The 20890-nt window shown below is 67.2% G+C and carries 23 protein-coding genes; 10 read left to right on the forward strand and 13 right to left on the reverse strand.

The genetic code is table 11. The features are described from left to right. The coding region (locus ACWDU1_RS03640; protein WP_449995649.1) for a helix-turn-helix domain-containing protein at positions 1-384 on the reverse strand (384 nt) is incomplete at its 3' end. Positions 385-663: 279 nt separating this feature from the next. Here ACWDU1_RS03640 and ACWDU1_RS03645 point away from each other — a divergent pair. Next, entirely contained in the window at positions 664-807 is a 144-nt protein-coding gene (locus ACWDU1_RS03645) for a hypothetical protein (protein ID WP_449995651.1), read from the forward strand. A gap of 442 nt (positions 808-1249) precedes the next feature. On the opposite strand, the gene ACWDU1_RS03650 is transcribed toward ACWDU1_RS03645, so the two are convergent. The 4 genes from ACWDU1_RS03650 to ACWDU1_RS03665 all read right to left on the reverse strand — a co-directional run bounded on the left by ACWDU1_RS03650 (position 1250) and on the right by ACWDU1_RS03665 (position 4424). Beyond that, positions 1250-2011: an ESX secretion-associated protein EspG gene (locus ACWDU1_RS03650; RefSeq protein ID WP_449995653.1), complete on the reverse strand. Its 762-nt coding sequence runs from the start codon at positions 2009-2011 to the stop codon at positions 1250-1252. A 90-nt stretch (positions 2012-2101) separates the two neighbouring features. After that, on the reverse strand, positions 2102-3262 hold the full coding sequence (locus tag ACWDU1_RS03655) for a WXG100 family type VII secretion target (RefSeq protein WP_449995655.1): 1161 nt from the start codon (positions 3260-3262) through the stop codon (positions 2102-2104). A gap of 54 nt (positions 3263-3316) precedes the next feature. After that, entirely contained in the window at positions 3317-3811 is a 495-nt protein-coding gene (locus ACWDU1_RS03660) for a hypothetical protein (protein ID WP_449995656.1), read from the reverse strand. Positions 3812-3854: 43 nt separating this feature from the next. Continuing rightward, entirely contained in the window at positions 3855-4424 is a 570-nt protein-coding gene (locus ACWDU1_RS03665; RefSeq protein ID WP_449995719.1) for a DUF3558 domain-containing protein, read from the reverse strand. A 264-nt stretch (positions 4425-4688) separates the two neighbouring features. On the opposite strand from ACWDU1_RS03665, the gene ACWDU1_RS03670 reads away from it, so the two are divergent. The 7 genes from ACWDU1_RS03670 to ACWDU1_RS03700 all read left to right on the forward strand — a co-directional run bounded on the left by ACWDU1_RS03670 (position 4689) and on the right by ACWDU1_RS03700 (position 11512). Continuing rightward, positions 4689-5018 (forward strand): hypothetical protein, encoded by a 330-nt coding sequence (locus tag ACWDU1_RS03670; protein WP_449995658.1) that lies wholly within the window; start codon positions 4689-4691, stop codon positions 5016-5018. Next, the gene (locus ACWDU1_RS03675; protein ID WP_449995660.1) at positions 5015-6259 is read left to right on the forward strand and encodes a hypothetical protein; all 1245 of its coding nucleotides are present in this window, start codon (positions 5015-5017) and stop codon (positions 6257-6259) included. Before ACWDU1_RS03670 ends, ACWDU1_RS03675 begins: the two co-directional genes overlap by 4 nt. 8 nt (positions 6260-6267) lie before the next feature. Beyond that, positions 6268-6930 (forward strand): hypothetical protein, encoded by a 663-nt coding sequence (locus ACWDU1_RS03680; protein WP_449995661.1) that lies wholly within the window; start codon positions 6268-6270, stop codon positions 6928-6930. 57 nt (positions 6931-6987) lie between these two features. Further along, positions 6988-7428, forward strand: coding sequence for an RDD family protein (locus ACWDU1_RS03685; protein WP_449995663.1), 441 nt, complete (start codon positions 6988-6990; stop codon positions 7426-7428). Between the two features lie 113 nt (positions 7429-7541). Next, positions 7542-8432 (forward strand): MerR family transcriptional regulator, encoded by an 891-nt coding sequence (locus tag ACWDU1_RS03690; RefSeq protein WP_449995665.1) that lies wholly within the window; start codon positions 7542-7544, stop codon positions 8430-8432. A gap of 166 nt (positions 8433-8598) precedes the next feature. Continuing rightward, positions 8599-8961, forward strand: a complete 363-nt coding sequence (locus tag ACWDU1_RS03695) for a hypothetical protein (protein WP_449995667.1) — start codon at positions 8599-8601, stop codon at positions 8959-8961. Continuing rightward, positions 8954-11512, forward strand: coding sequence for a caspase family protein (locus ACWDU1_RS03700; protein ID WP_449995669.1), 2559 nt, complete (start codon positions 8954-8956; stop codon positions 11510-11512). The genes ACWDU1_RS03695 and ACWDU1_RS03700 overlap by 8 nt, the downstream gene beginning before the upstream one ends. A gap of 48 nt (positions 11513-11560) precedes the next feature. On the opposite strand, the gene ACWDU1_RS03705 is transcribed toward ACWDU1_RS03700, so the two are convergent. From ACWDU1_RS03705 to ACWDU1_RS03720, 4 genes are all read right to left on the reverse strand, one after another. Continuing rightward, on the reverse strand, positions 11561-12607 hold the full coding sequence (locus ACWDU1_RS03705) for a CaiB/BaiF CoA transferase family protein (protein WP_449995671.1): 1047 nt from the start codon (positions 12605-12607) through the stop codon (positions 11561-11563). Positions 12608-12650: 43 nt separating this feature from the next. Beyond that, on the reverse strand, positions 12651-13607 hold the full coding sequence (locus tag ACWDU1_RS03710; protein ID WP_449995673.1) for an LLM class F420-dependent oxidoreductase: 957 nt from the start codon (positions 13605-13607) through the stop codon (positions 12651-12653). A gap of 90 nt (positions 13608-13697) precedes the next feature. Further along, entirely contained in the window at positions 13698-14099 is a 402-nt protein-coding gene (locus ACWDU1_RS03715) for a cobalamin B12-binding domain-containing protein (protein ID WP_449995675.1), read from the reverse strand. Beyond that, positions 14099-15676, reverse strand: coding sequence for a methylmalonyl-CoA mutase family protein (locus ACWDU1_RS03720; RefSeq protein ID WP_449995677.1), 1578 nt, complete (start codon positions 15674-15676; stop codon positions 14099-14101). Before ACWDU1_RS03720 ends, ACWDU1_RS03715 begins: the two co-directional genes overlap by 1 nt. Positions 15677-15751: 75 nt before the next feature. Here ACWDU1_RS03720 and ACWDU1_RS03725 point away from each other — a divergent pair, with 75 nt between their 5' ends. After that, complete coding sequence (locus ACWDU1_RS03725; RefSeq protein ID WP_449995679.1) at positions 15752-16582, forward strand: SDR family oxidoreductase; 831 nt, start codon at positions 15752-15754, stop codon at positions 16580-16582. Positions 16583-16590: 8 nt separating this feature from the next. Here the strand turns inward: ACWDU1_RS03725 and ACWDU1_RS03730 are convergent, their stop codons facing one another. Further along, positions 16591-17427 carry a class I SAM-dependent methyltransferase gene (locus ACWDU1_RS03730; protein WP_449995681.1) on the reverse strand — a complete coding sequence of 279 codons (837 nt, stop codon included), beginning with the start codon at positions 17425-17427 and terminating at the stop codon, positions 16591-16593. Positions 17428-17516: 89 nt separating this feature from the next. On the opposite strand from ACWDU1_RS03730, the gene ACWDU1_RS03735 reads away from it, so the two are divergent. Continuing rightward, positions 17517-18092, forward strand: coding sequence for a TetR/AcrR family transcriptional regulator (locus ACWDU1_RS03735; protein WP_449995682.1), 576 nt, complete (start codon positions 17517-17519; stop codon positions 18090-18092). Positions 18093-18113: 21 nt separating this feature from the next. Here the strand turns inward: ACWDU1_RS03735 and ACWDU1_RS03740 are convergent, their stop codons facing one another. The 3 genes from ACWDU1_RS03740 to ACWDU1_RS03750 form a co-directional block, all read right to left on the reverse strand. Then, positions 18114-18317 carry a zinc-ribbon domain-containing protein gene (locus ACWDU1_RS03740; protein WP_449995684.1) on the reverse strand — a complete coding sequence of 68 codons (204 nt, stop codon included), beginning with the start codon at positions 18315-18317 and terminating at the stop codon, positions 18114-18116. 93 nt (positions 18318-18410) lie between these two features. Beyond that, a complete protein-coding gene (locus tag ACWDU1_RS03745) occupies positions 18411-19610 on the reverse strand; it encodes a cytochrome P450 (RefSeq protein ID WP_449995686.1) in 1200 nt (399 codons plus the stop codon). 37 nt (positions 19611-19647) lie between these two features. Beyond that, the gene (locus ACWDU1_RS03750) at positions 19648-20889 is read right to left on the reverse strand and encodes a cytochrome P450 (RefSeq protein WP_449995688.1); all 1242 of its coding nucleotides are present in this window, start codon (positions 20887-20889) and stop codon (positions 19648-19650) included. Between the last annotated feature and the right edge of the window lies 1 nt (position 20890).

Below are 20890 nucleotides of genomic sequence, written 5' to 3' on the forward strand. Positions count from 1 at the left end.
CAGCCCCGGCAGTGTTGTCGATTGCCACGAGAAGATCTTGCAGGCAGCCCGTTCCAAGCCGAGAAACATCTCGAACTCGGGGAACATGACATCGGCATAGGACTGCCACCATCCGTCTTTGCGAGATTCATCGACCAGCCAGAGCAACTCGCCTCGCTCGGTGCCGCTTGCGCCGTACACATCGCACAGCGCATTGACCACCATCTTCTTGGTCTCGCTGTTGCGCCCGGATTCCAGACGCCACAGCGTCTGCGCCCCCATCTCGCACTTCCGGGCCGCGTTCGCCCGGCTCATCCCCGCCAGCTCGCGCAGTTCGCGCAGGCGTCGGCCCAGTACCCGGCGCGGCAGGGTCGGCGGGTTCGCGGGATTCGATTCGATGGACATGGATACTCCCCTTCGTAGCCGTTACTCGCGGTTATTCCAACTCGAATGGAATAGTCGAACAGTTCGGAATTACCTATCCACCCGATGTAATTCCGTTGTGCCACAGAATCTTACGTATGGATTCACAATCGGCAAGAGGGATGCTTGACTGAATACGCGGCCGGCGCCGTGGAATATTCCACCGCGGAATTTTCCATATTGCACACCAGACCATCCCGACGTTACGAGGTGACGATGCTGTTCGGACTACCGGTAACCGACCACCGGACAGTGCCGGTGATGACCGTCGACCACGCCCACCAGGTGATGCAGACCCATATCGAGTGTCCGCCGGCGGCGTGCCCGATCAAAAGACAAGCCCGGGCGCGACTGGTCGAGGAACGCAGAATGGTTCCCGGTGTCCGGGAATTCTCCGAGTACTGATCAGCCCGAGTGGAGGGAAATATGCCAGTGAAGGAAGAATTGCCGCACCGCGTCCCCGGTGCGACTCCGATACCGCGGAGGAGGAATTGGCGATCCCCCACCGACACCGCCACACTTCTCCGGCTCTCGAACGCATTGCGCCGGTGGGCCGCCATGGGAAAGCCGGGCGGGCAGGTGAACAGACGCCGAGCGTGCGACTCTCACACCGGGCTGTTCGATTCGCTTGCCGCCCAAGCCGGAAGCCTGGGTTACCGCCTCATCCGCGAGGCGGGCACACCGGCGCGATGGTCGCTGCTGGACGCATCGGACGGCGAGACGCTGTACGGGGCTTGCACTCTCACCGATATCGCGCGTTATCTCGATGGATAGCGGCGACAAGGCTCCTCGACGACACGCGGGCCGGTCGGCGCCGCCTCGGGTTTCCGGGCAGCTACGGACGCTGCTACCAGGTATCCGCCTCGTCCTCGCGCAGGCGGGGCAGGGCCCGGTCGATCCACTCGGCGAACGCGGCGGCGAGATCGCCGGCACCGGCGGGACGCACCGTGACATGTTCCCGCGTCCGCTGCTCCAGGTAGCGGCCGTCGCCGGTGATGTCGTACCACTGGATTCCGTACCAGGGCTCGGAACGATCCAGAATCGAGCCGACCCGCAATCCCGCACTCCCGCCGCCGTCGGCGGGCCGCAGCGCCAGGCGCCGGTACTGCTCACGGGGACCGCGGCGAAAGGACTGCTGCCGTTCGCGCCCGGAATCGAGATCGTCGATATGGAACGTGCCCGCCCCGGCACGCCCGGGATCGCACGGCGACACCATGGCGGCGAGCCGTTTCGGAAGCTGTTCGACACCGAAGAGGTGCCCGTGGATCGAACCGTAGCGGCCGTCGATCACCGACTGCGCCAGCACCACTCCGTACTGGGCGTTCCGGGCGCCGACCACCCGATACTCCCGGATCCGGCCCTTGCCGGTCGCGGTCGACGCGCCCAGTATCTCGATCCGCAGGTCACCGTCGGACACGGTGTGCAGCGCGCGCCGGATCATTTCGCGCTCGTCACGGTCGTACCGTTCCCGGACCCCCGCCGCGTGCGCGTCATAGGGGTTGCGGGTCTTGTATCGGCTCAGATAGCGCAGTGGGCGCGGGAATCGGTCGATCCCGTCGCGATACCAGAGCGCGGCGAAATCGTCCGGCTCCCAGATCCAGGTGCTCATTGTCGGTGCGGATTCCCTCGAGACGTGACAGCGGTGGACGCATGGCACCCGGCCCTGTCGAACGCGGCCGGGGCATTTCGGACAGGCCGATCAGGTGTCGCGCGGCGGCTGCGCTGCGGGCACCTCGCCGCCCAGCACTCCGCCGGGAACGGTCGGCGGCAGTTCTCCGAGCAGTTCCTCGGTGTTCTCGGCAGTGACGAGATAGTCCGGGATCTCGTGTTTGTCGTCGTCGCCCTGCTGCCCGCGACCGGCCGCGCCCGGCGCCATCATCCCCGGCATACCGCTGCGCGCCGCACCGGCACTGGTGGTTCCGGCGGTCGCCGCCGCGGGAGCTCCGGTGGTGTTCGGTGTACCGGGGACGGTTCGACCGGGGTCGCCGGTGGTGACCGGGTTGCCGCTGGGGGAACCGGGGCCGCCCGGACCCGGTGTGCTGGTGGTGGTGCTCGGCGTCGTGGGAACAGGACCGTCGGTGGTCGAGGGTGTGGTGGCCGCCGGGGTCTCCCCGGGCTGCTCCTCGGTATCCGTCTCGTCGCCCGGGTCCTCGGTTCCCGGCTCTTCCTCGCCCGGCTCCTCCTCGCCCGGCTGCTCTCCGGTGGGGTTCTCACTGTCCGGTTGCCCGGTATCGGTTCCGGTGGGGTTGCCGCCCGGGTCGGTGGATGTACCGCCCGGACCCGGCCGGTCGCCGGTATCGGTGGGCAGATCCGTGTGGAGGGGTTGGGTGGGGTTCACCGGGACCGGCAGGACGGGGATCTTCGTATCGGCCGCGACGAAACCGGTCACGTAATAGTCCCGCATCACCTGGCGAGCCGCTTCCTCGTTGTCGGTCCGCTCGTTATCGGCCCAAAGGATCGTCCATTCTCTGGGATCCCAGCCCGGACGCTTCTCGATCACCTCGGGCAGGTTGGTCTGGGTGCGCATGATCGACGTGACCGACTCGTAGACCTGGACGGCGAGGGCATTCAGCGCGGGAACCAGATCCTCGGCACGGGTGGCGTAGTTTCCGATCGCTTGTCGCGACTGTTCCGCCGCCGGGCCCTCCCAGGCCGCGGCGCTGGACCGCCGGATCCGGGCCGCGAAAACCTGCACGCCGCTCTCCCACTGGGCGGCGATCTGCCCGTACTGATCGGACGCCATCATCCCGTGGTCTCCGGGTGCCAGGGGTTTGAATGCTCCGTCGATCTCGGGATGGGAGAAACCGTTCGGTTCCTCCGGATCACCGATCTTCGGATTCTCGTTCTGAAAGGTCATCATCTTTCCCCCTGCTTCGATCTCACTGACACACCGCCCTGCCGCACCACGGGTTTCCTACTGGCCGGGTACGACCTGGAAGGCCGGCGGCATTGCCAACGGAACGACCGGTGGCGCCCCGGCCATCAACTCGTTGTACCGGCCTGCGAACGCCTCGTCGGTTTCCATATACCGCTGAGCGATCACCCGATGCAATTCCTGAATATCCTCGACGATCCGGTAGTGCTGTTCCAAGATCGCATGAACGTCGTTCCCATCGTCGGCGTTCTGCGCCTTCGAGCGGAAGCGTCCGACCAGGACAGTTGCGGAGGAAAGGCCATCACTCCCCTCTCCGAGATCCCATCGTTCACGCTTAAAGATATCTCGCGCCATACTCTGCAATTCTCGAATCAAGAGTTTGAATCCCTCACAGTCGCGCTCCATGTACACAAACTCTTCGGCATTCACTCGAACCGCATCCGGGGAACCCGCACCGAGATTCACCGACAAGCGCCCCTCCCTCGCCTCGGTCAGCAACTCCCCCAGAGGGCGTGGAACCTCGTCGTCACTCACTCTCGAACCTCCTCCCTCTGTTTACTTCTCCGAATCTCACCGCTCAAGCGTCCGGTATCGAAGGAGCGATCTTCTGAGCCAGAGCCAACCCGAGTTCGCAGGTATCCAAATGGCCGGTCTTGTCGTTCGACGACGGATTGTCCATTGAAAGTTCGAGACTGCCGCCAGCCATTTCCACATAGAACAAACAGGAGGCCCGCACATCGGGATCGCCGGCCGAATCCACAGCTATTGCCGCCCTGCCATCGACCATGTATTCCTGCCGGACAACGAATTTGTCGTTGTCGCGCACAACAGGCAACGTCAGGTTCGTCGTGGTTATCCCGACCGCATAGCTGTCAGGAGCCACATAGCGGCACCCCCGCCACTTGATTCCCTGCCCCCCGTCGACATTCGCGTCGGTGACCCCCCGCCGCAGATCCTCCGACGCCAGCACGTCCTGCGGAATATCCGTGCACGGATCGAACGACGACGGCGCCTCCGCCGCGATCGGCAGCCCGGTCGTGGTGGTCACCGGCGCCGCCGTCCCCTCGCTCCCCGAATCACACCCCGCGACCAGCAGCGCAACCCCCACCCCACACAAAATCCCCCGGACCGACCGCGCAACGACCATCACGAACCTCCCGACACCGGATTCCACACAGGACCGGGAACCGGCCGGCCCCCCGCATCCCCTCAGACCCTACTCAGCCCCGCGACCCCCACTCAACCCATCGACCGGCGTCACAGCGCGCCCGGGCGAACCGGAGGCCGGGGCGCCGGGCGCCAGTGCGATCGATTGACCACGTCGGCTGACGGGCCCCAGGGTTGAGGCCCCTTGTAGGTGCGGGCTGGTATCGTCCGACGAATCCACCGGGCGGGAGCGGAAGGGGGCCGGGTGACGAATCCACTTCAGGTCGATATCGATGTATTGACCAAAACGGTTACCGGACTGCGGAATTCGCAGCAAATCCTCGAGGACGCGCTGAAGGCGATGGCCGATGTCGGGGCCGCGAGCATCGGCACCCAGACTCTCGACGACGCAGCCGACAGCTTTCAGCGGCGCTGGCGCTTCGGAGTCCAGCGGATCGGCGAGCTCTCCCGCACTACCGCCGACGGCGTGGATCAATGCCTCGCCGCCTATCAAGCGGCCGACAACGCGACGGCCGGCGCGCTCGGACAGGTGAATCAGCCCCCGGCCGGCACTGGTGAGCAGGCCCCGGCGTGACCGGCAACCCGTTTCCGAATCTCGGCTACAACCCTGTTCCCGGCGTCCCCGACGACGTCGCCGGCCTGAGCACCCGGATTAGAACCGCCGCCGACGCGGTACGCGAAACCAACGATCTGCTGGCCCGGCTGCGCAACAGCAACGACGAGGTCTGGAAAGGCGAAGCCGGAGACGCGTTCCGCAGTCATTTCGACGCCACCCTGGCGCAAGATCTGGGCTACGCCCAGAGTTCGCTGGAACGCGCGGTAACCGTTCTCGGGGAATGGAACACCGCCCTGATCGGATTCCGTGACCAGGCCAAAGCTTTGGATCAGGAAGCCGGAGTCGCCGCCGCGGAGGTCAACAAGGCCGTCACGGAGGTCCAGAACGCGAATGCCAACCCCGACCTCGGCCTGGCGAATCAGCAGTTCGACGACCCCGGCGCGCTACAGGCCGCACAAACCCGGCTCAACGCCGCCACCGCCCGGGTGAACGCGGCCAACACCGCGCTGAGCAACTGGCTGGGCGCCCAGGATTCGATCGTCGCCCGAGTCCGTGACCTGGCCACCGAACACGAGAACGCCGCGAAACGGATAGCCTCCGAACTCGACGCCGCGGCCAAGGATTTCGCTCCGAGCGAGCCGGACAAGAGCATCTGGGACAAGATCAAGGATGCGATCGGGTCGATCGGTGACTGGATCGACGAGCACCGGGAGGGTATCCATACCGCGCTCTCCATCACCGCGTCGGTCGCGGGCCTGCTCGCATTGGTCACACCACCACCGTTTTCCGCGATCGCTCTCGGGGTGTCCCTGGTCGCGGGCGCCGGCGCACTCACCCTCGATTTCACCGATCCGGAAATCCGCGAGGGTCTCATGTCGGGCGATTCCAAGGCGTGGTTGACCGTGGGTGGAGATGCCCTCAGTGTGCTGCCCGGCGCCAGCGGCCTGGCCAAGACGGCGTGGGCCGGGCTGCGCGGGGTCGACGATCTCGGCCGGATGGAGGGCATGGTGAGTACCTGGACCGCCAGCGCGCACGATCCCGGCCTGATAGCCAACGTGGTAGCCAAGGGCACCGATCCAGCCTTGGCCGGCGTGGCATTGAACAGTACGCCGGAAATCGCCGGCACCACCTATCGGATACTGCAGGTGGCCGATATGGCCAACACGCCTGGAATCCCCAGCACCGCACCGGCCATCGCGATCCTGACACGTGCCGGAGGGACTGTGCAGAAGCTGGCAGGCCTAGGAGGGGATGAGTAACCGCCGAAATGCCGAACGACAAGCTACGCCCCGCCCCGGCCATCGGTATCGAAATCCCGCCCGGATACAACGAAATCCCACTCGGCGACCTTGAAACCCTCCTGCAGAACGCTGGTCCGCTGATCACCGAGTCCGTGCCCGGCCCTATGCGCGACGACGTACCGAACGTACTCGGAACCTTGCACTTCATGCTGGCCACGCTGGCCGCGAACAACGCGGTATACAGCGCTATCGGCATACATCGGACCGGGGAGGCGGCGTTCGAGCGGGTGGCCGTCTCATGGCTCACCATTTCCTCGTTCGACTACGGCGAAGATCGGAACCCGAGACTGGTGCTCAGCGAACTGATCAACGCGAAGGCCGAGAAGAAATCACGAGGGAAGCTCGCGATCATCGAAGGCCCGGCAGTCCCGATCCTCTACTTCGAGTGGTCCGAAAAGCACGCGGCACCGTCGATCGCGAGCTATCCGGCTACCAGCGACCCCCCGGAAGTGTTCCAGATCGAAGTGACCGTACCTTCCACGGACGGTTCGTCGATCGCCGTAGTAGAACTCTCGACTGCGGACCCCGGAACCGGACCGCAGTACCGCGGGATGATTCTCAATATGGCCGCATCCGTCACCTTCCCACAGCCGCCACCTGACTCCGGGAGAACCAGTCTTGCGCTCTAGCCGACTACGACAAGGCACTACGGCACGCAGACGCGCAGCAGGGGCGGGTGCGCGGTAGTGGACCTGGACAAGCCCCTGCCTCGAAACGTCTCCAGAAAACCTGCCACCCGCCCGAAGAACAACGCTCCCGACTTCGTGACGGCCGATTGGGCGAATCCTCGCCGTCACGAGAATTCCAGGCACGCCCTGATCGTCATCGCCTTCCTTCTGGACCTGTCGTTGCACAGTGCGGTGGGCCTGGCGGTGTGGAACGAGTTCGTTCATTCGCCGCAGCCACCGTGGAACCCGATCATGTCCGGTGTGCTCGCGGGCGTGATCGCCTCGTTCCTCCACCGCACATTCCTCCAGCGACTGATCCGGACCACGCTCGGCAAGGCTCTGTTCGGCCTCCGCCTCCGGCACGACGACGGCTCCTATCCCACATTGTGGCGGCTGATCAAACAGTGGTTCATCGGGGCATTCTTCTCGGTTGTCGCGCCACTGCAGATCCTCGGCTGATACTCCGGCGAACGCGTCCTCGGCCGGGCTCAGTCGCTAACGCCTCGACATTCTCGCCCCGCGCCGGCGAATCGGCTTGACCTTCCAGTGGCTGGAAGGTCCAGGCTTGTCCCGTGACCGACCACAGCAGCTTGTTCACGATCGGAGAACTGGCCCGCCGCACCGGACTGGACACCAGGACCATCCGGTTCTGGTCCGACGAGGGGCTGGTACCGCCGACCACACGCAGCGGCAGCGGGTATCGGCTCTACGACGTCGAGGCCGTCGCCCGGCTCGATCTGGTGCACACCCTGCGTGAGCTGGATGTGGATCTGGCGACCGTGCGCGCGGTACTGGAGCGGCAGACGAGCCTGGCCGCCGTGGCGGCCGCGCACGCCCGGGCGCTGGACGCCGAGATCCGCACCCTGCGGGTGCGGCGGGCGGTGCTGCGGTCGGTCGCGCGACGTAACAGCACTACCGAGGAGTTGAGGATCATGCACGAACTCGCCACCCTGTCCGCCGCCGAACGCCAGCGGATCATCGACGAATTCGTCGACGAGGCGTTCGCGGGGATCGAACCGGACGCGCCCGGCGCCGGAATCGCCACCGGTATGCGGTCGATGCCGGCGACCCTGCCCGACGACCCGACCCCGGAGCAGGTCGACGCGTGGATCGAACTCGCGGGATTGGTCCGCGACCCGGATTTCCGGGCGCGCTGCCGGGAAATGGCCGTCGCGGGTGCCGCCGCCGATGCTCCGCAGGAACCGGAAGTGGATCTGGCGGCGGCCGCCGCCGCCTTGGACGGCGGTATCGCACCGGATTCGCCCGCGGCGGCACGGGTGCTCGACAGCGCGGTGCCCGCCGGGATGGACCGGGCCGAGCTCGCCGAGCGGATGTCCACGTTCACCGATGCCCGGGTGGAGCGGTACTGGGGACTGCTGGGAACCCTCAACGACTGGCCGGCCCGGCCGCCGGCGGTGCCGGGGGCGCAGTGGCTGATCGCGGCACTGCGCGCCCACGCCTGAATGGGTACGGCGGCGGTTCCGGAACGCCCTCCCGGAACCCTGCCGGCGAGTAGGCGCGACGCGATCGGGCGGACCGCGCGGGCGGCGGGATCGGACCGGCGGCCCGGGTGGCGGGGTGGGGCGCGCAGTGTAACCTGTTCCCCACCAGGGTAATAGGGGGCGGAGAATGACCAGCAGCGGCGAGTTCGTGGTGACGTGTTCGTTCCCCGATATCGATCTCGCCACCGCGGACGAGCTGTGCGCCGACCTGTCCGACAGCCTGCGCCTGGCCGTGCCGGAGGTTTCCACCGCCCGGGTCCGGGACAACGAGTTCAACCAGGATCTGGGGACCATCCTGACGATCGTGCTGTCCCAGCCCGCGGTGGTGCTGGTCATTCGTGAGCTGTTCAAATGGGGCGCGCGCCGATACGACGCCAGTTTCCGGCTGAGCCGTTCGGACACCGGGGAGACGGTGCATATCAAGGGTCCGCTGACCGATCGCCACGAGCGGATCCTGCGCGACTTCCTCTCCGGCGACGACCATGCATGATCCGGACCGGACGGTCGCGGTCATCTGCGGTGCCAGCAGCTGGCCGCGGCTGGACCGGTTCACCGCCGCCACCGCGTTCAGCCGGACCGCCCAAGGACTCACGGCCTATCTGACCGGGGACAACGGCCTGGGACTGGCCGCCGAGAACGTGCTGGACCTCTTCGACAGCGAAGCCACCGCGGTGGAGCACTTCGACCGCATGAAACAGTTCCTCGAGCACCATATGAGGCGGACCCGCAGCCGCCACGGGCGAGGCATGCTCGTTCTGGTCGCCTATATCGGGCACGGGGCCTTCTTCGAGGCGCAACGCTTCTACTGTTTGCTGCTGCGCGACACCCACGAACCGGCGCCGGTCGAAACCAGCCTGCGGGTGCAGGCCCTGGCGCGCACACTCAAGCACACGGCACCCCGGAGTTCGCGGATAGTCATCCTCGATTCCTGTTTCGCCGCGCATGCCGTCCACGACTTCCAGAGCGATATCCAGCAGGTCGCCTCGGCGAAGGCGCAGGAGGCGGTCGAATCCGAACTCGACGAGATCCCCGGGGCTCCCGGCGGTCCGGGCGAGACGGCGCCGGGCGATGTTCTGGACGGGACCGGCCGCGACGCCGATGCCCGCGAGGAGACCTACGAAGCGGTGACGGCGCTCGACGCGGGCGGCGGGCTGGGCGGCGTCGCCCTGCTGTGCGCCTCGAGCTCCAAGGATCCCGCGCAGCTGGCGAGCCGGGATTCCTACACGCTGTTCGGCCAGGCACTGCTCGACGTGCTGCGCCACGGTGATGCCCGGAATCCGGGCCCGATGACGCTGCGGCAGGTCCGCCGGCTCATCGGCGCCCGGCTGCTGCCCATCCGGGACGCGCCGCGGCCCCAGGTGCATTCCCCCGAACAGGACGGCCGCGATCTCGCCGACGAACCGCTGTTCCCGAACCCGGCCCACCCGTCGCCGCCGCCGATGCGGATCACCCGGCCCCGGCGCACCAGACGTATTCTCGGCGCGCTGGTGACCACTGTCTCCGTGGTCTGCGCCGCGGTGGCCGTGGCGCTGTTCCATCCGGTTCGGGACGACCCCTGTGGGACCGATATCGCGACCGTCGTCTGGGACGGCGACGAATGTATCGGCCTGAGCGACGGTTCGTATAATTTCTTCCGGCCGCCGGCCCGCGATCAGGTCGTGCAGGACCAGATCCAGCTGGTGCTGGACACCATCCGGGACCAGAACTCCTGGACCGCGGACCTGCACGAACAGCATCCCGAGCGGCCCTACTTCACCCTGGTCAACCTCCAGGCGCTCACCGCGCCGAAACACGGCAGCGGCACCGCGGCCGATCTGACCGCCGAACGCGAGAGCCTGGAAGGCCTGGTCGTCGCGCAGCGCAAGCAGATCGACGCGGTCGGGCCCGGGGAGCCGTTGATCCGCATCCTGATCGGCAACGCGGGCCGCGGTACGGCCAAGGGCCCGAAACTCGCCGCGCAGATCGTCGAGGCCGCGCGCACCGACCCCACCATCGTCGGGGTGGTCGGATTCAATATGAGTAATCAGGCGACCCAGGACACCGTGCGGGTGCTCGCCGAGGGCGGTATCCCGATGGTGGCCACCACGCTCTCGCTGGACTCGCTGGCCGACCGGAATCCGCTGTTCATCCAGGTGACACCGCAGAACCGCCGGGAAGCGGCGACCGTGGCGGGATTTGCCGCGAACGCATTGACCACGCCGCCGCGGGTCCGCATCTACTACTCCGGCGACGAGTCGGATCTCTACAGCACCAATTTGCGTGACGACGCCGGGTACTGGTTCGGACGGTTCGGTTTCACGGTGGAGACGAACACGTACGCGCCGTCCGGTCTGCCCGCCACCACCTCGCCGGGGGACGACCACGCCTTCGGCAACGCGTTCGACGCGGGGACCGATATCTGCACCGGCGACGGTATCGCCTTCTTCTCCGGCCGCGGCGTTCCCGATTTCGGTGAGTTCCTGCGCGGCGCGTCGACCTGTGAGCATCGCGCCACGACCATTATCGGCGCCGACGACGTCACCAAACATGTCGCCGATCCGGTGGCCCGCTCTCGCGAGGCACTGGCCGGGGTGCCGTACTACTTCGTGTCCTTCGCTCCGGCCCCCGTCACCGATTCCGAACCGGCCGCGATCGCCACCCGGTTCTATGATCTGCTGCGGCAGCGCTTCGCCTTCGAACAAGAGCCCGAGAGCGAGCGCTCGCTCGACGGTCACGCCGCGCTCGACTACGACGGCGCGCAGGTGTACCTGACCGCGGTGCGGGAACTGCACCGCACCTCTCCGGGACAGCAGCCGACGCTGGCCGCGGTGTCCCGGCAGCTCACCGGTCTCGGTGTGCTGCCCGGAGTCACCGGGACCTTCCACTACGGCGTGCGGCCGAGACCCAATGTGCCCAGGAACAAGGCGGTCACCATCTTGCGGGTCGAGAACGGGGAGGTGGTCCGCCGGATCTACGCCTACTGCGGCGACTACCCGGACCGGCCCTTCGCCGCCGCGCCCTGGTGCCCGCCCGATGCCGACGAACAGCCCGCGGGCCGCTGACGGACGGGGGTCGGTGATATCGCCTTCCGGGCTCCGCCCGAGGCGGTGTCAGGACGCGGTGCCGCCGTGTTCGCCGAGCCGGGGCGGGGGGCGGTAGTCGGGGGTCCAGCCGGCCACCCGGATGGGTGAGGCGACCAGCCGGTGGTCACCGGCCCGCACCACCATCTCCGGGGTGTCGTCCAGCGCCTCCGGCAGCGTGCGCACCGCGGCGGCGGGGACCCCCAGCGGGCGCAGGCGCGCCTCCCAGGAGAGGGCGGTGTCGGTGAGCAGGGCCGTGCTCACCAGCTCCAGCACTTCGGACCGGTTCGCGACCCGTTCGGCCATGGTCTCGTACCCGCCGAGCCCGGCTTCCTTCGAGAACGAGCGCCAGAATCCGTCGTGGGTGACGAACAGCGCGAGGTAGCCCTCGGCGGTCGGGAAGAGCTGGGCGGGAACGTAATAGGAATGCGCGCCGTACGGCCGCCGCAGCGGTTCGGTGCCGTTGTCGAGATAGGCGGCCGCGTGGTAGTTCAGCTGCGACAGCATCACATCGCGCAAGGACACGTCGATCTGGCCGCCCCGTCCGGAAACGATCTGGGCGAGCAGGCCCAGGGCCGCGGTCAATCCGGTCGAATTGTCGGCCGAGGAGTATCCGGGCAACGTGGGCGGTCCGTCCGGGTCGCCGGTCAGGGCGGCGATCCCGGTGGACGCCTGGACCACGTAGTCGAAGGCGGGGTCGTCGCCGTTGTCGAGCCCGAAGCCGGTGAGCGCGACACAGACCAGCCGCTCGTTGTACTGCCGTAGCGCGTCGTAGGTGAGGCCGAGTTTGCGGATGGCCGACGGTTTCAGATTCACCAGCAGCGCATGGGAATCCGCGGCCAGCTCGGCCAGCCGCGCCTGTCCTGCGGGTGCGGCCAGATCCAGGCGGATACTGCGTTTGCCGCGATTGAGGCTCGCGAAGTAGGAGTCGCCGACGTTGCGCGAGATATCGCCGCCCGCCGGTTCGAGTTTGGTGACCTCGGCTCCCAGGTCGGCGAGCATCATGGTGGCGTAGGGGCCGGCCAGCATGGTGCCCACTTCCAGCACCCGGATCCCCGCCAGGGGCCCGGTACTCATCGGAGCTCCTGCCGGGCGGGTCCGCGCGGCGTGCGATATCGCGTCATCGGAGATCCCTGGCGATCTCCGCGATCATCTCCCGGGTACGCCGTTTGGAGGCGATCAGTTCGTCGCGGTTGTCGCCGATGGGCAGCAGCCGTACGGACAGGTCGGTGGCACCCGCCTCGGCGTAGCGGCGCAGACCGTCGGCGATGGCCTCCTCGTCACCCGCGATGCAGATATCGCCGATATCCTTCGCCTCGCCCTTTTCCAGCAGCCGCTGGTAGTTCGGGGACACCTCGGCCTCACCGAGGATCCGGTTCGCGCGCTGCTTCGCGGTATCGATATCGGCGGTGGCGCAGAGACAGATGGGCAAGCCGGCCACGATGCGCGGGGCCGGGCGGCCGGCATCGGCGGCGGCCTTGGTGATGCGCGGCACCACATGATCGGCGATGGCCCGTTCGTCGGCCATCCACAGGATGGTGCCGTCGGCATGTTCGCCGGCGATCCGCAGCATCACCGGGCCGAGCGCGGCGACCAGCACCGGCAGCGGTGCGACCGGGCCCAGGTCCAGCGGATTGTCGACGGTGAAACTGCCGTTGGAGACCTGTACCGTCCCGGGCCCGTTCAGGGCGGGGTTCAGCACCTCGAGGTAGTCGCGGGTGTAGGCGGCGGGCTTCTCGTACGGGAGACCGAGCATATCCTGCACGATCCAGTGGTGGGACGGTCCGACGCCGAGCGCGAGCCGGCCACCGGCCACCGCGTGCGCCGAGAGCGCCTGCCGGGCCAGCGCGACCGGATGCTGGGCCTGCAGCGGGACCACGGCGGTACCGAGTTCTATCCGCTCGGTGGCGGCACCGAGCAGCGCGACCGTCACCAGGGCGTCGAAATCGGTGGGAATCTGCGGTATCCAGGCGGTATCCATCCCGGCCGATTCGGCCCATTTGATGTCGTCGACCATCCGGGCGGCCTTACGCGCGGTATCGCCACGCTCGGGCCCGATCATCACACCGATCCGCACGATTCCTCCACTCTCACAACTATTTCGAGGAGGAGCCGCCGCCCACCGTCATGGCGGCGGCTCCGGCCCGGACGTCACCGCGTCCGGGAGTCAGGACGGGGCCGCGGTACCGGTGAGCGCCCGCATCTCGGTGACCAGCACATCCAGCGCCGTACCGGTCGGGAACACCGCGGCGGCGCCGACGGCCTTCAATTTCTCGATATCGCCCTGCGGGATGGTCCCGCCGACCACCACCGCGATATCCCCCGCGTCGGCGGCGCGTAACGCGTCGACGACCCGTTTGGTGAGCGCCACGTGAGCGCCGGACAGGATGCTCAGCCCCACCACCGCGACATCCTCCTGGACCGCGATGGACACGATGTCCTCGATCCGCTGCCGGATTCCGGTGAAGACCACCTCGAAACCGGCGTCGCGCAGGGTGCGGGCCACGATCTTGGCGCCGCGGTCGTGGCCGTCGAGGCCCGGTTTGGCGACCAGTACGCGCGCGGTCATCAGAACACCACCGGCTGCTGGAATTCGCCCCATACGTCCTTCAGGGCGGTGGTCATCTCCCCCACCGTGCAGTACGCGTTGGCGCAGTCGATCAAACGGTGCATGAGGTTGTCGTCTCCTTCGGCGGCCCGCGACAGGGCCGCCAGGGTGTCGCGGACAGCGGCCGAATCCCGTTCGGCCTTCACCTTGGCCAGCCGTTTCAGCTGTTTCTCCCGGCCCTCGGCGTCGAGTTCGTAGGTGGAGATCTCGGGCGCGGGTTCGTCGGAGACGAACTTGTTCACCCCGACCACCGGTTTGACCCCGGATTCGATCTCCTGGTGCAGCTTGTAGGCCTCGTCGGCGATCAGGCCCTGGAGATAGCCGTCCTCGATGGCCCGGACCATCCCGCCCCGCTCCTCGAGATCGGTCATGATCTCCTGGATGGCGGCCTCGGTCTTATCGGTGAGTGCTTCCACGAAGTACGAACCGCCCAGCGGATCGGCCACCCGGGTCACGCCGGTCTCGTAGGCCAGGATCTGCTGGGTGCGCAGCGCCATGGTCGCCGACTCCTCGCTGGGCAGCGCGAACGGTTCGTCCCAGGCCGCGGTGAACATGGACTGCACACCGCCCAGTACCGCCGCCATCGCCTCGTAGGCGATGCGGACCAGGTTGTTCTGGGCCTGCGGGGCATAGAGCGAGGCACCGCCGGCCACGCACCCGAACCGGAACATCGACGCCTTGTCGGTTGTCGCGCCGTAGCGTTCGCGCACGATGGTGGCCCAGCGGCGGCGGCCCGCCCGGTACTTGGCGATCTCCTCGAAGAAATCGCCGTGGGTGTAGAAGAAGAAGGAGATCTGCGGGGCGAACTTCTCGATACTCATACGCCCGCGTTCGACGACGGTATCGCAGTAGGTGACGCCGTCGGCGAGCGTGAAGGCCATCTCCTGGACCGCGGTGGCCCCGGCGTCGCGGAAATGCGCGCCCGCCACCGAGATCGCGTTGAACCGCGGTACCTCCGCGGCGCAGAACTCGATCGTATCCGCGATCAGGCGCAGCGAGGGCTGCGGCGGCCAGATCCAGGTGCCGCGGGAGGCGTACTCCTTGAGGATGTCGTTCTGGATGGTGCCGGTGAGTTTCTCCCGGGGTACGCCCTTCTTCTCCGCGGCGGCCACGTAGAAGGCGAGCAGGATCGCCGCGGTGCCGTTGATGGTGAAGCTGGTGCTGATCTTGTCCAGCGGGATGCCGTCGAAGAGGATCTCGGCGTCGGCGAGGGTGTCGACGGCGACGCCGACGCGGCCGACCTCCTCCATCACCTCGGGATCGTCGGAGTCGTAGCCGCACTGGGTGGGTAGATCGAGCGCTACCGACAGACCGGTACCGCCCTGCTCCAGCAGGTAGCGGTAGCGCCGGTTCGACTCTTCGGCGGTGCCGAAGCCCGAGTACTGACGGAAGGTCCACAGCCGTCCCCGGTATCCGGTGGCGTAGTTGCCCCGGGTGAACGGAAACGCGCCGGGCGCGGGTGGTTCGGTACGCCGGTCCTCCGGCCCGTAGACCGGATCGAGCGGGATACCCGAGGAGGTATGGACTGCATCGTTCATCGTTGAATACGATACTTGCAGAAAATGAGAATGCCAATACCGCTTCGCGCGAACGCGTAATCGACCGGGAGTGACATGACGACCGAACAGCAGATCTTCACCGACCGGACGCTGGTGGTGTCCGGGGCCAGCCGGGGTATCGGTCTCGCCATCGCCCTGGCAGCGGCCCGCCACGGCGCCAATGTGGTGCTGCTGGCGAAGACAGCGGAGCCGCATCCGAAACTGCCCGGCACCGTGCACACCGCCGTCGCCGAGATCGAGGCGGCCGGCGGGAAGGCGGCGGCGGTCGTGGGCGATGTCCGCGACGAAGACGATGTCCAGCGGGTCGTGGACACCGCAGTGGAACGGTTCGGGCGGATCGACTACTGCGTCAACAACGCCAGCGCCATCGCCACCGACCCCACCGAGAAACTCTCGGCCAAGAAGTTCGACCTGATGCAGCAGATCAACCTGCGCGGCACCTTCCTGCTGACCCGGGCCTGCCTACCCCACCTGCGACAGGCGCCGAACCCGCATATCCTCACCGTGGCGCCACCCTTGAACACCAGCCCACGCTGGCTCGGCGCACATCCGTCCTACACGCTGTCCAAGTACGGTATGACCCTGCTGACGCTGGGCTGGGCGGCGGAATACGCCGACGCCGGTATCGCCGCGAACTGCCTGTGGCCCCAGACCTATATCGCGACCTCCGCGGTGGCGAATCTGCCGGACGGCAGCGACCTGCTGGAGAGATCGCGCAGTCCACGGATCATGGGCGACGCCGCCGCCGAGATCCTGTCACGGGAGGCCAAGTTCAATACGGGCAACTGCTATATCGACGCCGCCAGCCTCATCGAATCCGGTCGCACCGACCTCTCGGAGTACGGCGGCGGGGCCAATCCGATCCCGGATATGTTCCTGAACTGAGCCGCCGGTCAGTCCGGTCGCCGGGCCACCACCGCGAAGTTCAGCGGAATCCGCGGCGCGCCCGGCGGGAGCTCCCAGCCCCGCGGGCCGGCGACGAGGCCGGGGAAGGCGCGCCAATCCATATAGGGCAGTTCGGCGAACTCTTCGATCCGCAGACCGGCGCGCAGCAGCGAGCCGATGATCTCACCCAGGTCGTGGCGCCACTCGTGCACCTCGACCCGGGTGATCTGCCCGATCGAGTTCTCGGTGTAGCTACCGGAATCGGTGTAGGTGCGGCTGCCTCCCCCACCCAGGTAGTCGTCGGTGATCTCCCAGGGCTCGCAATCCATCGCCCCGAGGATGGGATGGTCGTCGCGGATCAGGAAGACTCCACCCGGCTCGAGCAGGTCATGAATCGACTTGGCCCAAGCGCCGAGATCGGGGAGCCACACGATGGTGCCGGCACTGGTGACGACCACATCGAACCGCCGGTCGATCAACGCCGAGGCGTATCGCGCGTCGCCCTCGACCCAGGTGATATCGCGGCCGTCGGCGCGGGCGAGCCGGCCGGCATGACGCAGGGAGTTCGGCGACAGGTCGAGGCCGTGCACCTCGACCGCGCCCAGGCGCGCCCAGGACAGGGTGTCGGTGCCGATATGGCATTGCAGATGCAATAGCGACCGGCCCTGGACACCGGCCGCCGGGAGATACCCGGCCAGCACCGAGAGATCGTTGAGCACCACCGACGAGATCACCGCCGGATCGGCCAGAAACGCGTCGACGTCGTACATTTCGGAGCGCCGGTGCACATCGGCCCGTTCGTCCCAGTTCGCACGGTTGGCGGCGAGTGCCGCGGTCTCGTCCATGGTCCGGATCCCTTCGACGGTCGGAGAACTCGTACGCGAGTTTTGTATCACGCGCGTGATACAAAAGCCATCGGATTTAGACTCGGCCGGTGCCCATCCGGATAGATGCCGACACCCGGCGACGCGAGATCGTCGACGCCACCCTGCGCCTCGTCGTCGCCGAGGGCCTGGCCGCCGCGACCTTCCGCCGGGTCGCCGCCGAGGCCGGGCTGAACATCGGCTCGGTGCGCCACTACTTCACCGATCACGAATCCCTGATCGTCGCCGTGGCGACCGAAGTCGGCGACCGTATGGGCCGGCGTCTCACCCGGCACGCCGCCGCCCCGGGTGACCGTCGCGCGGCGAAACGTCATCTCGTGCGAATTCTCGAAGAACTGGTCCCCCTGGACGACGAACGGCACCGCGAAGCCGTCGTTCTGATGGAGATCATCGCCGCCGCCCGTACCGACCCGGCATTCGAACCGGTGGTCCGGCAGATGGCGGCGGACCTGCGGGCAGTGCTGGTCGACGCACTGGCCGCCGCCGCGACCGCCGCCCCCGAGCGGCAGGCCGCCCATCTGGCCGCCCTCGTCTCGGGGCTGTCCCTGGACGCCGTCACGCCACACGGAGCGATCGACCGGGCGACGATCCGCGCCGTACTGGAACAGCACGTGGCGACGCTCTGATATCGCGCCGGACGCCCGCGCTCAGATCTCGAAGGCGGTGCCGCAGATACCGCACACCTCGAGCGAGCGGCGCTTCCAGCGGGCGACCGGGACGAAGAACAGCGTGAACTGCTTGTACTCGCGCATTCGCTGCCACTGCGTCGTGTTGTGGCAGCGCGGGCAGGTCCGGGTGGAGCCGGGTCCGAGCGCTTTGCGTTTGGTGCCGAATCCGAAGATGAAGAACACCGGGCCAGCGTAGAGGGCGAAGGTGACGCCACCGAAACGCCGAGCGTCCCCGTGCCGTGTGCACGGGGACGCTCGAGCGCGACTGCCGGCGGTTCAGAAGCTCGCGGGCATACTCTCCCAGCCCCGGACCGTGGAGGTCGGCGACAGCTTCGCGACGGACAGATCGGGTTCCCACTCCGGGAACCGTTTCAGGATCTCTTCCAGCGCGATCCGCCCCTCCAGCCGGGCCAGCGCCGAACCCATGCAGAAATGGGTCCCCACGCTGAAGGCGAGATGCGGTTTGCTCTCGCGGTGGATATCGAAGACGTCACCGTCGGGCGCGAAATGCCGGCCGTCGCGGTTGGCGGCGCCGATGAGCATCATCATGGCGCTGCCCTCGGGAACTGTCTGCCCGTGGTATTCCACATCCCGGGTGACATAGCGCGCCACATGCGGGGCCGGGGGTTCGAACCGCAGCAGTTCCTCGACCGCGGCCGGGATGAGCGAGGGGTCGTTCACCAGTTCCCGTCGCTGGTCCGGATGCTCGGCCAGCACCTTGCCCGCCCAGCCGATCAGCCGGGTGGTGGTCTCGTTACCGGCGCCGGAGACCACGTTGATGTAGGTGAGGATCTCGTCGCGGGTGAGGTTGCGCAGGGTGCCGGTCTCGTCCTCGAACTCCACGTTCAGCAGTTCGGAGATGATGTCGTCGGACGGGTGCTCGGTGCGCCAGTCGACGTACTTCTCGAAGAGTTCACCGCTGACCATGCCCTCCGTGGACGCCTTCATCGGCTTGCCCTCTTCGGTGCGCATCTGGTCGTTGGCGAAATCGCGGACGGCCTCCTGATCCTCCTCGGGGATCCCGAGCAGCATGCCGATGGTCCGCATCGGCATCTGCGCGCCCAGGTCGGCGATGAAGTCGATACGGCCGGTGCCGATCAGCGGATCCAGGCTGCGCGCGCAGAACTCCCGGACCTTGTCCTCCAGCGCGGAGATCTTGCGCGGCGTGAACATCCGGGACAGCAGTTTGCGGTGCATGGTGTGGATCGGCGGATCCTCGAAGATCAGCACCCCGGGCGGGATCTCGATATTCGCCTTGATCAGTTCGATGATCGCGCCGCGGGCGGAACTGAAGGTGTCCTTGTCGATCAAGGCCGCGTTGACGTCGGCGAACCGGCTCAGCGCGTAGAAATCGTGGGTCTCGTTGTAGTACAGCGGTCGTTCGTCGCGGATCCGCTTGAACATCGGATACGGATCCGCGTTCAGCTGGACATCGTAGGGGTCGTAATAGACGTCGCTGGGCGCGCTGGTCGTCACAGGACGGTCTCCTCTCGGCGCAGTTGTCTCGGCGTGCTCACCACGTCACCGGCAGCCGGTACACACCGAAAGCCAGCTTGTCGTGCTTGAATTCGACGTCTTCGACCGGAATTGCCAGCCGCATGGTCGGGATCCGCCGCAGCAGGGTCTTGAAGACGATCTGCAGTTCCACCCGGGCCAGTTGCTGGCCGACGCACTGATGCGGGCCGAAACCGAAACCGACGTGCAGGCGCGCCGGGCGGGTCAGGTCGAGCTTGTCCGGTTCCGGGAACTGGTTCGGATCCCAGTTGGCCGGGGCGAGATCGATGATCACGCCCTCACCGGCCTTGATGGTGTGCTCGCCGATCTCGATATCGTCGAGGGCGACCCGGCGCTGACCGTTCTGGATGATGCTCAGGTAGCGCAGCAGTTCCTCCACCGCGTTCGCGACGACCTTGGGATCGTCGGTATCGCGCAGCAGCGCCAGCTGATCCGGGTTCTCCAGCAGCGCGAGGGTGCCCAGCGCGATCATATTCGCGCTGGTCTCGTGCCCGGCGATGAGCACACCGGTGCCGATCTGGGCGGCTTCCTTCATCGAGATCTCGCCGGCGGTTACCCGCTCGGCGAGCTCGGTGACCATATCCTCGGCCGGATTCTCCATCTTGGATTTGATGAGGTCGATCAGATAGCGCGCCAGACCGACTCGCCCCTGCTGCGATTCCTCTTTGGTGGCGTAGCGGGAGACACCGGTGGTCGCGTGCTGCTGGAAGAACTCGTGGTCCTCGTACGGCACGCCGAGCATCTCGCTGATCACCAGCGACGGCACCGGCAGCGCGAGCGCCTCGACGAGATCGGCGGGCCGCGGTCCGGCGAGGACGGCGTCGATATGTTCGTCGGTGATCTTCTGGATGGCCGGTCGCAGCGCGTCCACCCGTTTGACCGTGAACGGCTTGGTCATCATCCGGCGGAACCGGCTGTGCTCCTCGCCGTCGGTGTTGAACACCGACCGGGCCCGATGCGGGACCATATCGAGCATGCCCTCGTTCCAGTGCGGGAATCCGGGCTGGTGATCGTCGGTGCTGATCCGCGGATCCGACATCAGCGATTTCAGTTCGGCGTAACCGGTGACCAGCCACGGCGTGCTGCCGTCCCAGATCCGGACCCGGCTCAGCGGCCGCTCGGCGATCAGCTCCAGGACTTCGGGCGGCGGCGCGAACGGGCAGGCGGGGGCCCGGTCCAGCGGATAGTTCAGGATTTCGTCGGTATCCGTGGTGGAACCCGATCCAGCGGAATTCGTCACT

It is taken from the genome of Nocardia sp. NPDC003345 (genome assembly GCF_053589395.1).

Excerpts from the sequence above, each read along its gene's own strand:
- ACWDU1_RS03705 (WP_449995671.1), bottom strand. The coding sequence starts at position 12,607 with ATGAGTACCGGGCCCCTGGCGGGGATCCGGGTGCTGGAAGTGGGCACC.
- ACWDU1_RS03680 (WP_449995661.1), top strand. The coding sequence starts at position 6,268 with ATGCCGAACGACAAGCTACGCCCCGCCCCGGCCATCGGTATCGAAATC.
- ACWDU1_RS03725 (WP_449995679.1), top strand. The coding sequence starts at position 15,752 with ATGACGACCGAACAGCAGATCTTCACCGACCGGACGCTGGTGGTGTCC.
- ACWDU1_RS03695 (WP_449995667.1), top strand. The coding sequence starts at position 8,599 with ATGACCAGCAGCGGCGAGTTCGTGGTGACGTGTTCGTTCCCCGATATC.
- ACWDU1_RS03720 (WP_449995677.1), bottom strand. The coding sequence starts at position 15,676 with ATGAACGATGCAGTCCATACCTCCTCGGGTATCCCGCTCGATCCGGTC.
- ACWDU1_RS03645 (WP_449995651.1), top strand. The coding sequence starts at position 664 with ATGACCGTCGACCACGCCCACCAGGTGATGCAGACCCATATCGAGTGT.
- ACWDU1_RS03665 (WP_449995719.1), bottom strand. The coding sequence starts at position 4,424 with ATGGTCGTTGCGCGGTCGGTCCGGGGGATTTTGTGTGGGGTGGGGGTT.
- ACWDU1_RS03730 (WP_449995681.1), bottom strand. The coding sequence starts at position 17,427 with ATGGACGAGACCGCGGCACTCGCCGCCAACCGTGCGAACTGGGACGAA.
- ACWDU1_RS03715 (WP_449995675.1), bottom strand. The coding sequence starts at position 14,099 with ATGACCGCGCGCGTACTGGTCGCCAAACCGGGCCTCGACGGCCACGAC.
- ACWDU1_RS03700 (WP_449995669.1), top strand. The coding sequence starts at position 8,954 with ATGCATGATCCGGACCGGACGGTCGCGGTCATCTGCGGTGCCAGCAGC.
- ACWDU1_RS03650 (WP_449995653.1), bottom strand. The coding sequence starts at position 2,011 with ATGAGCACCTGGATCTGGGAGCCGGACGATTTCGCCGCGCTCTGGTAT.
- ACWDU1_RS03655 (WP_449995655.1), bottom strand. The coding sequence starts at position 3,262 with ATGATGACCTTTCAGAACGAGAATCCGAAGATCGGTGATCCGGAGGAA.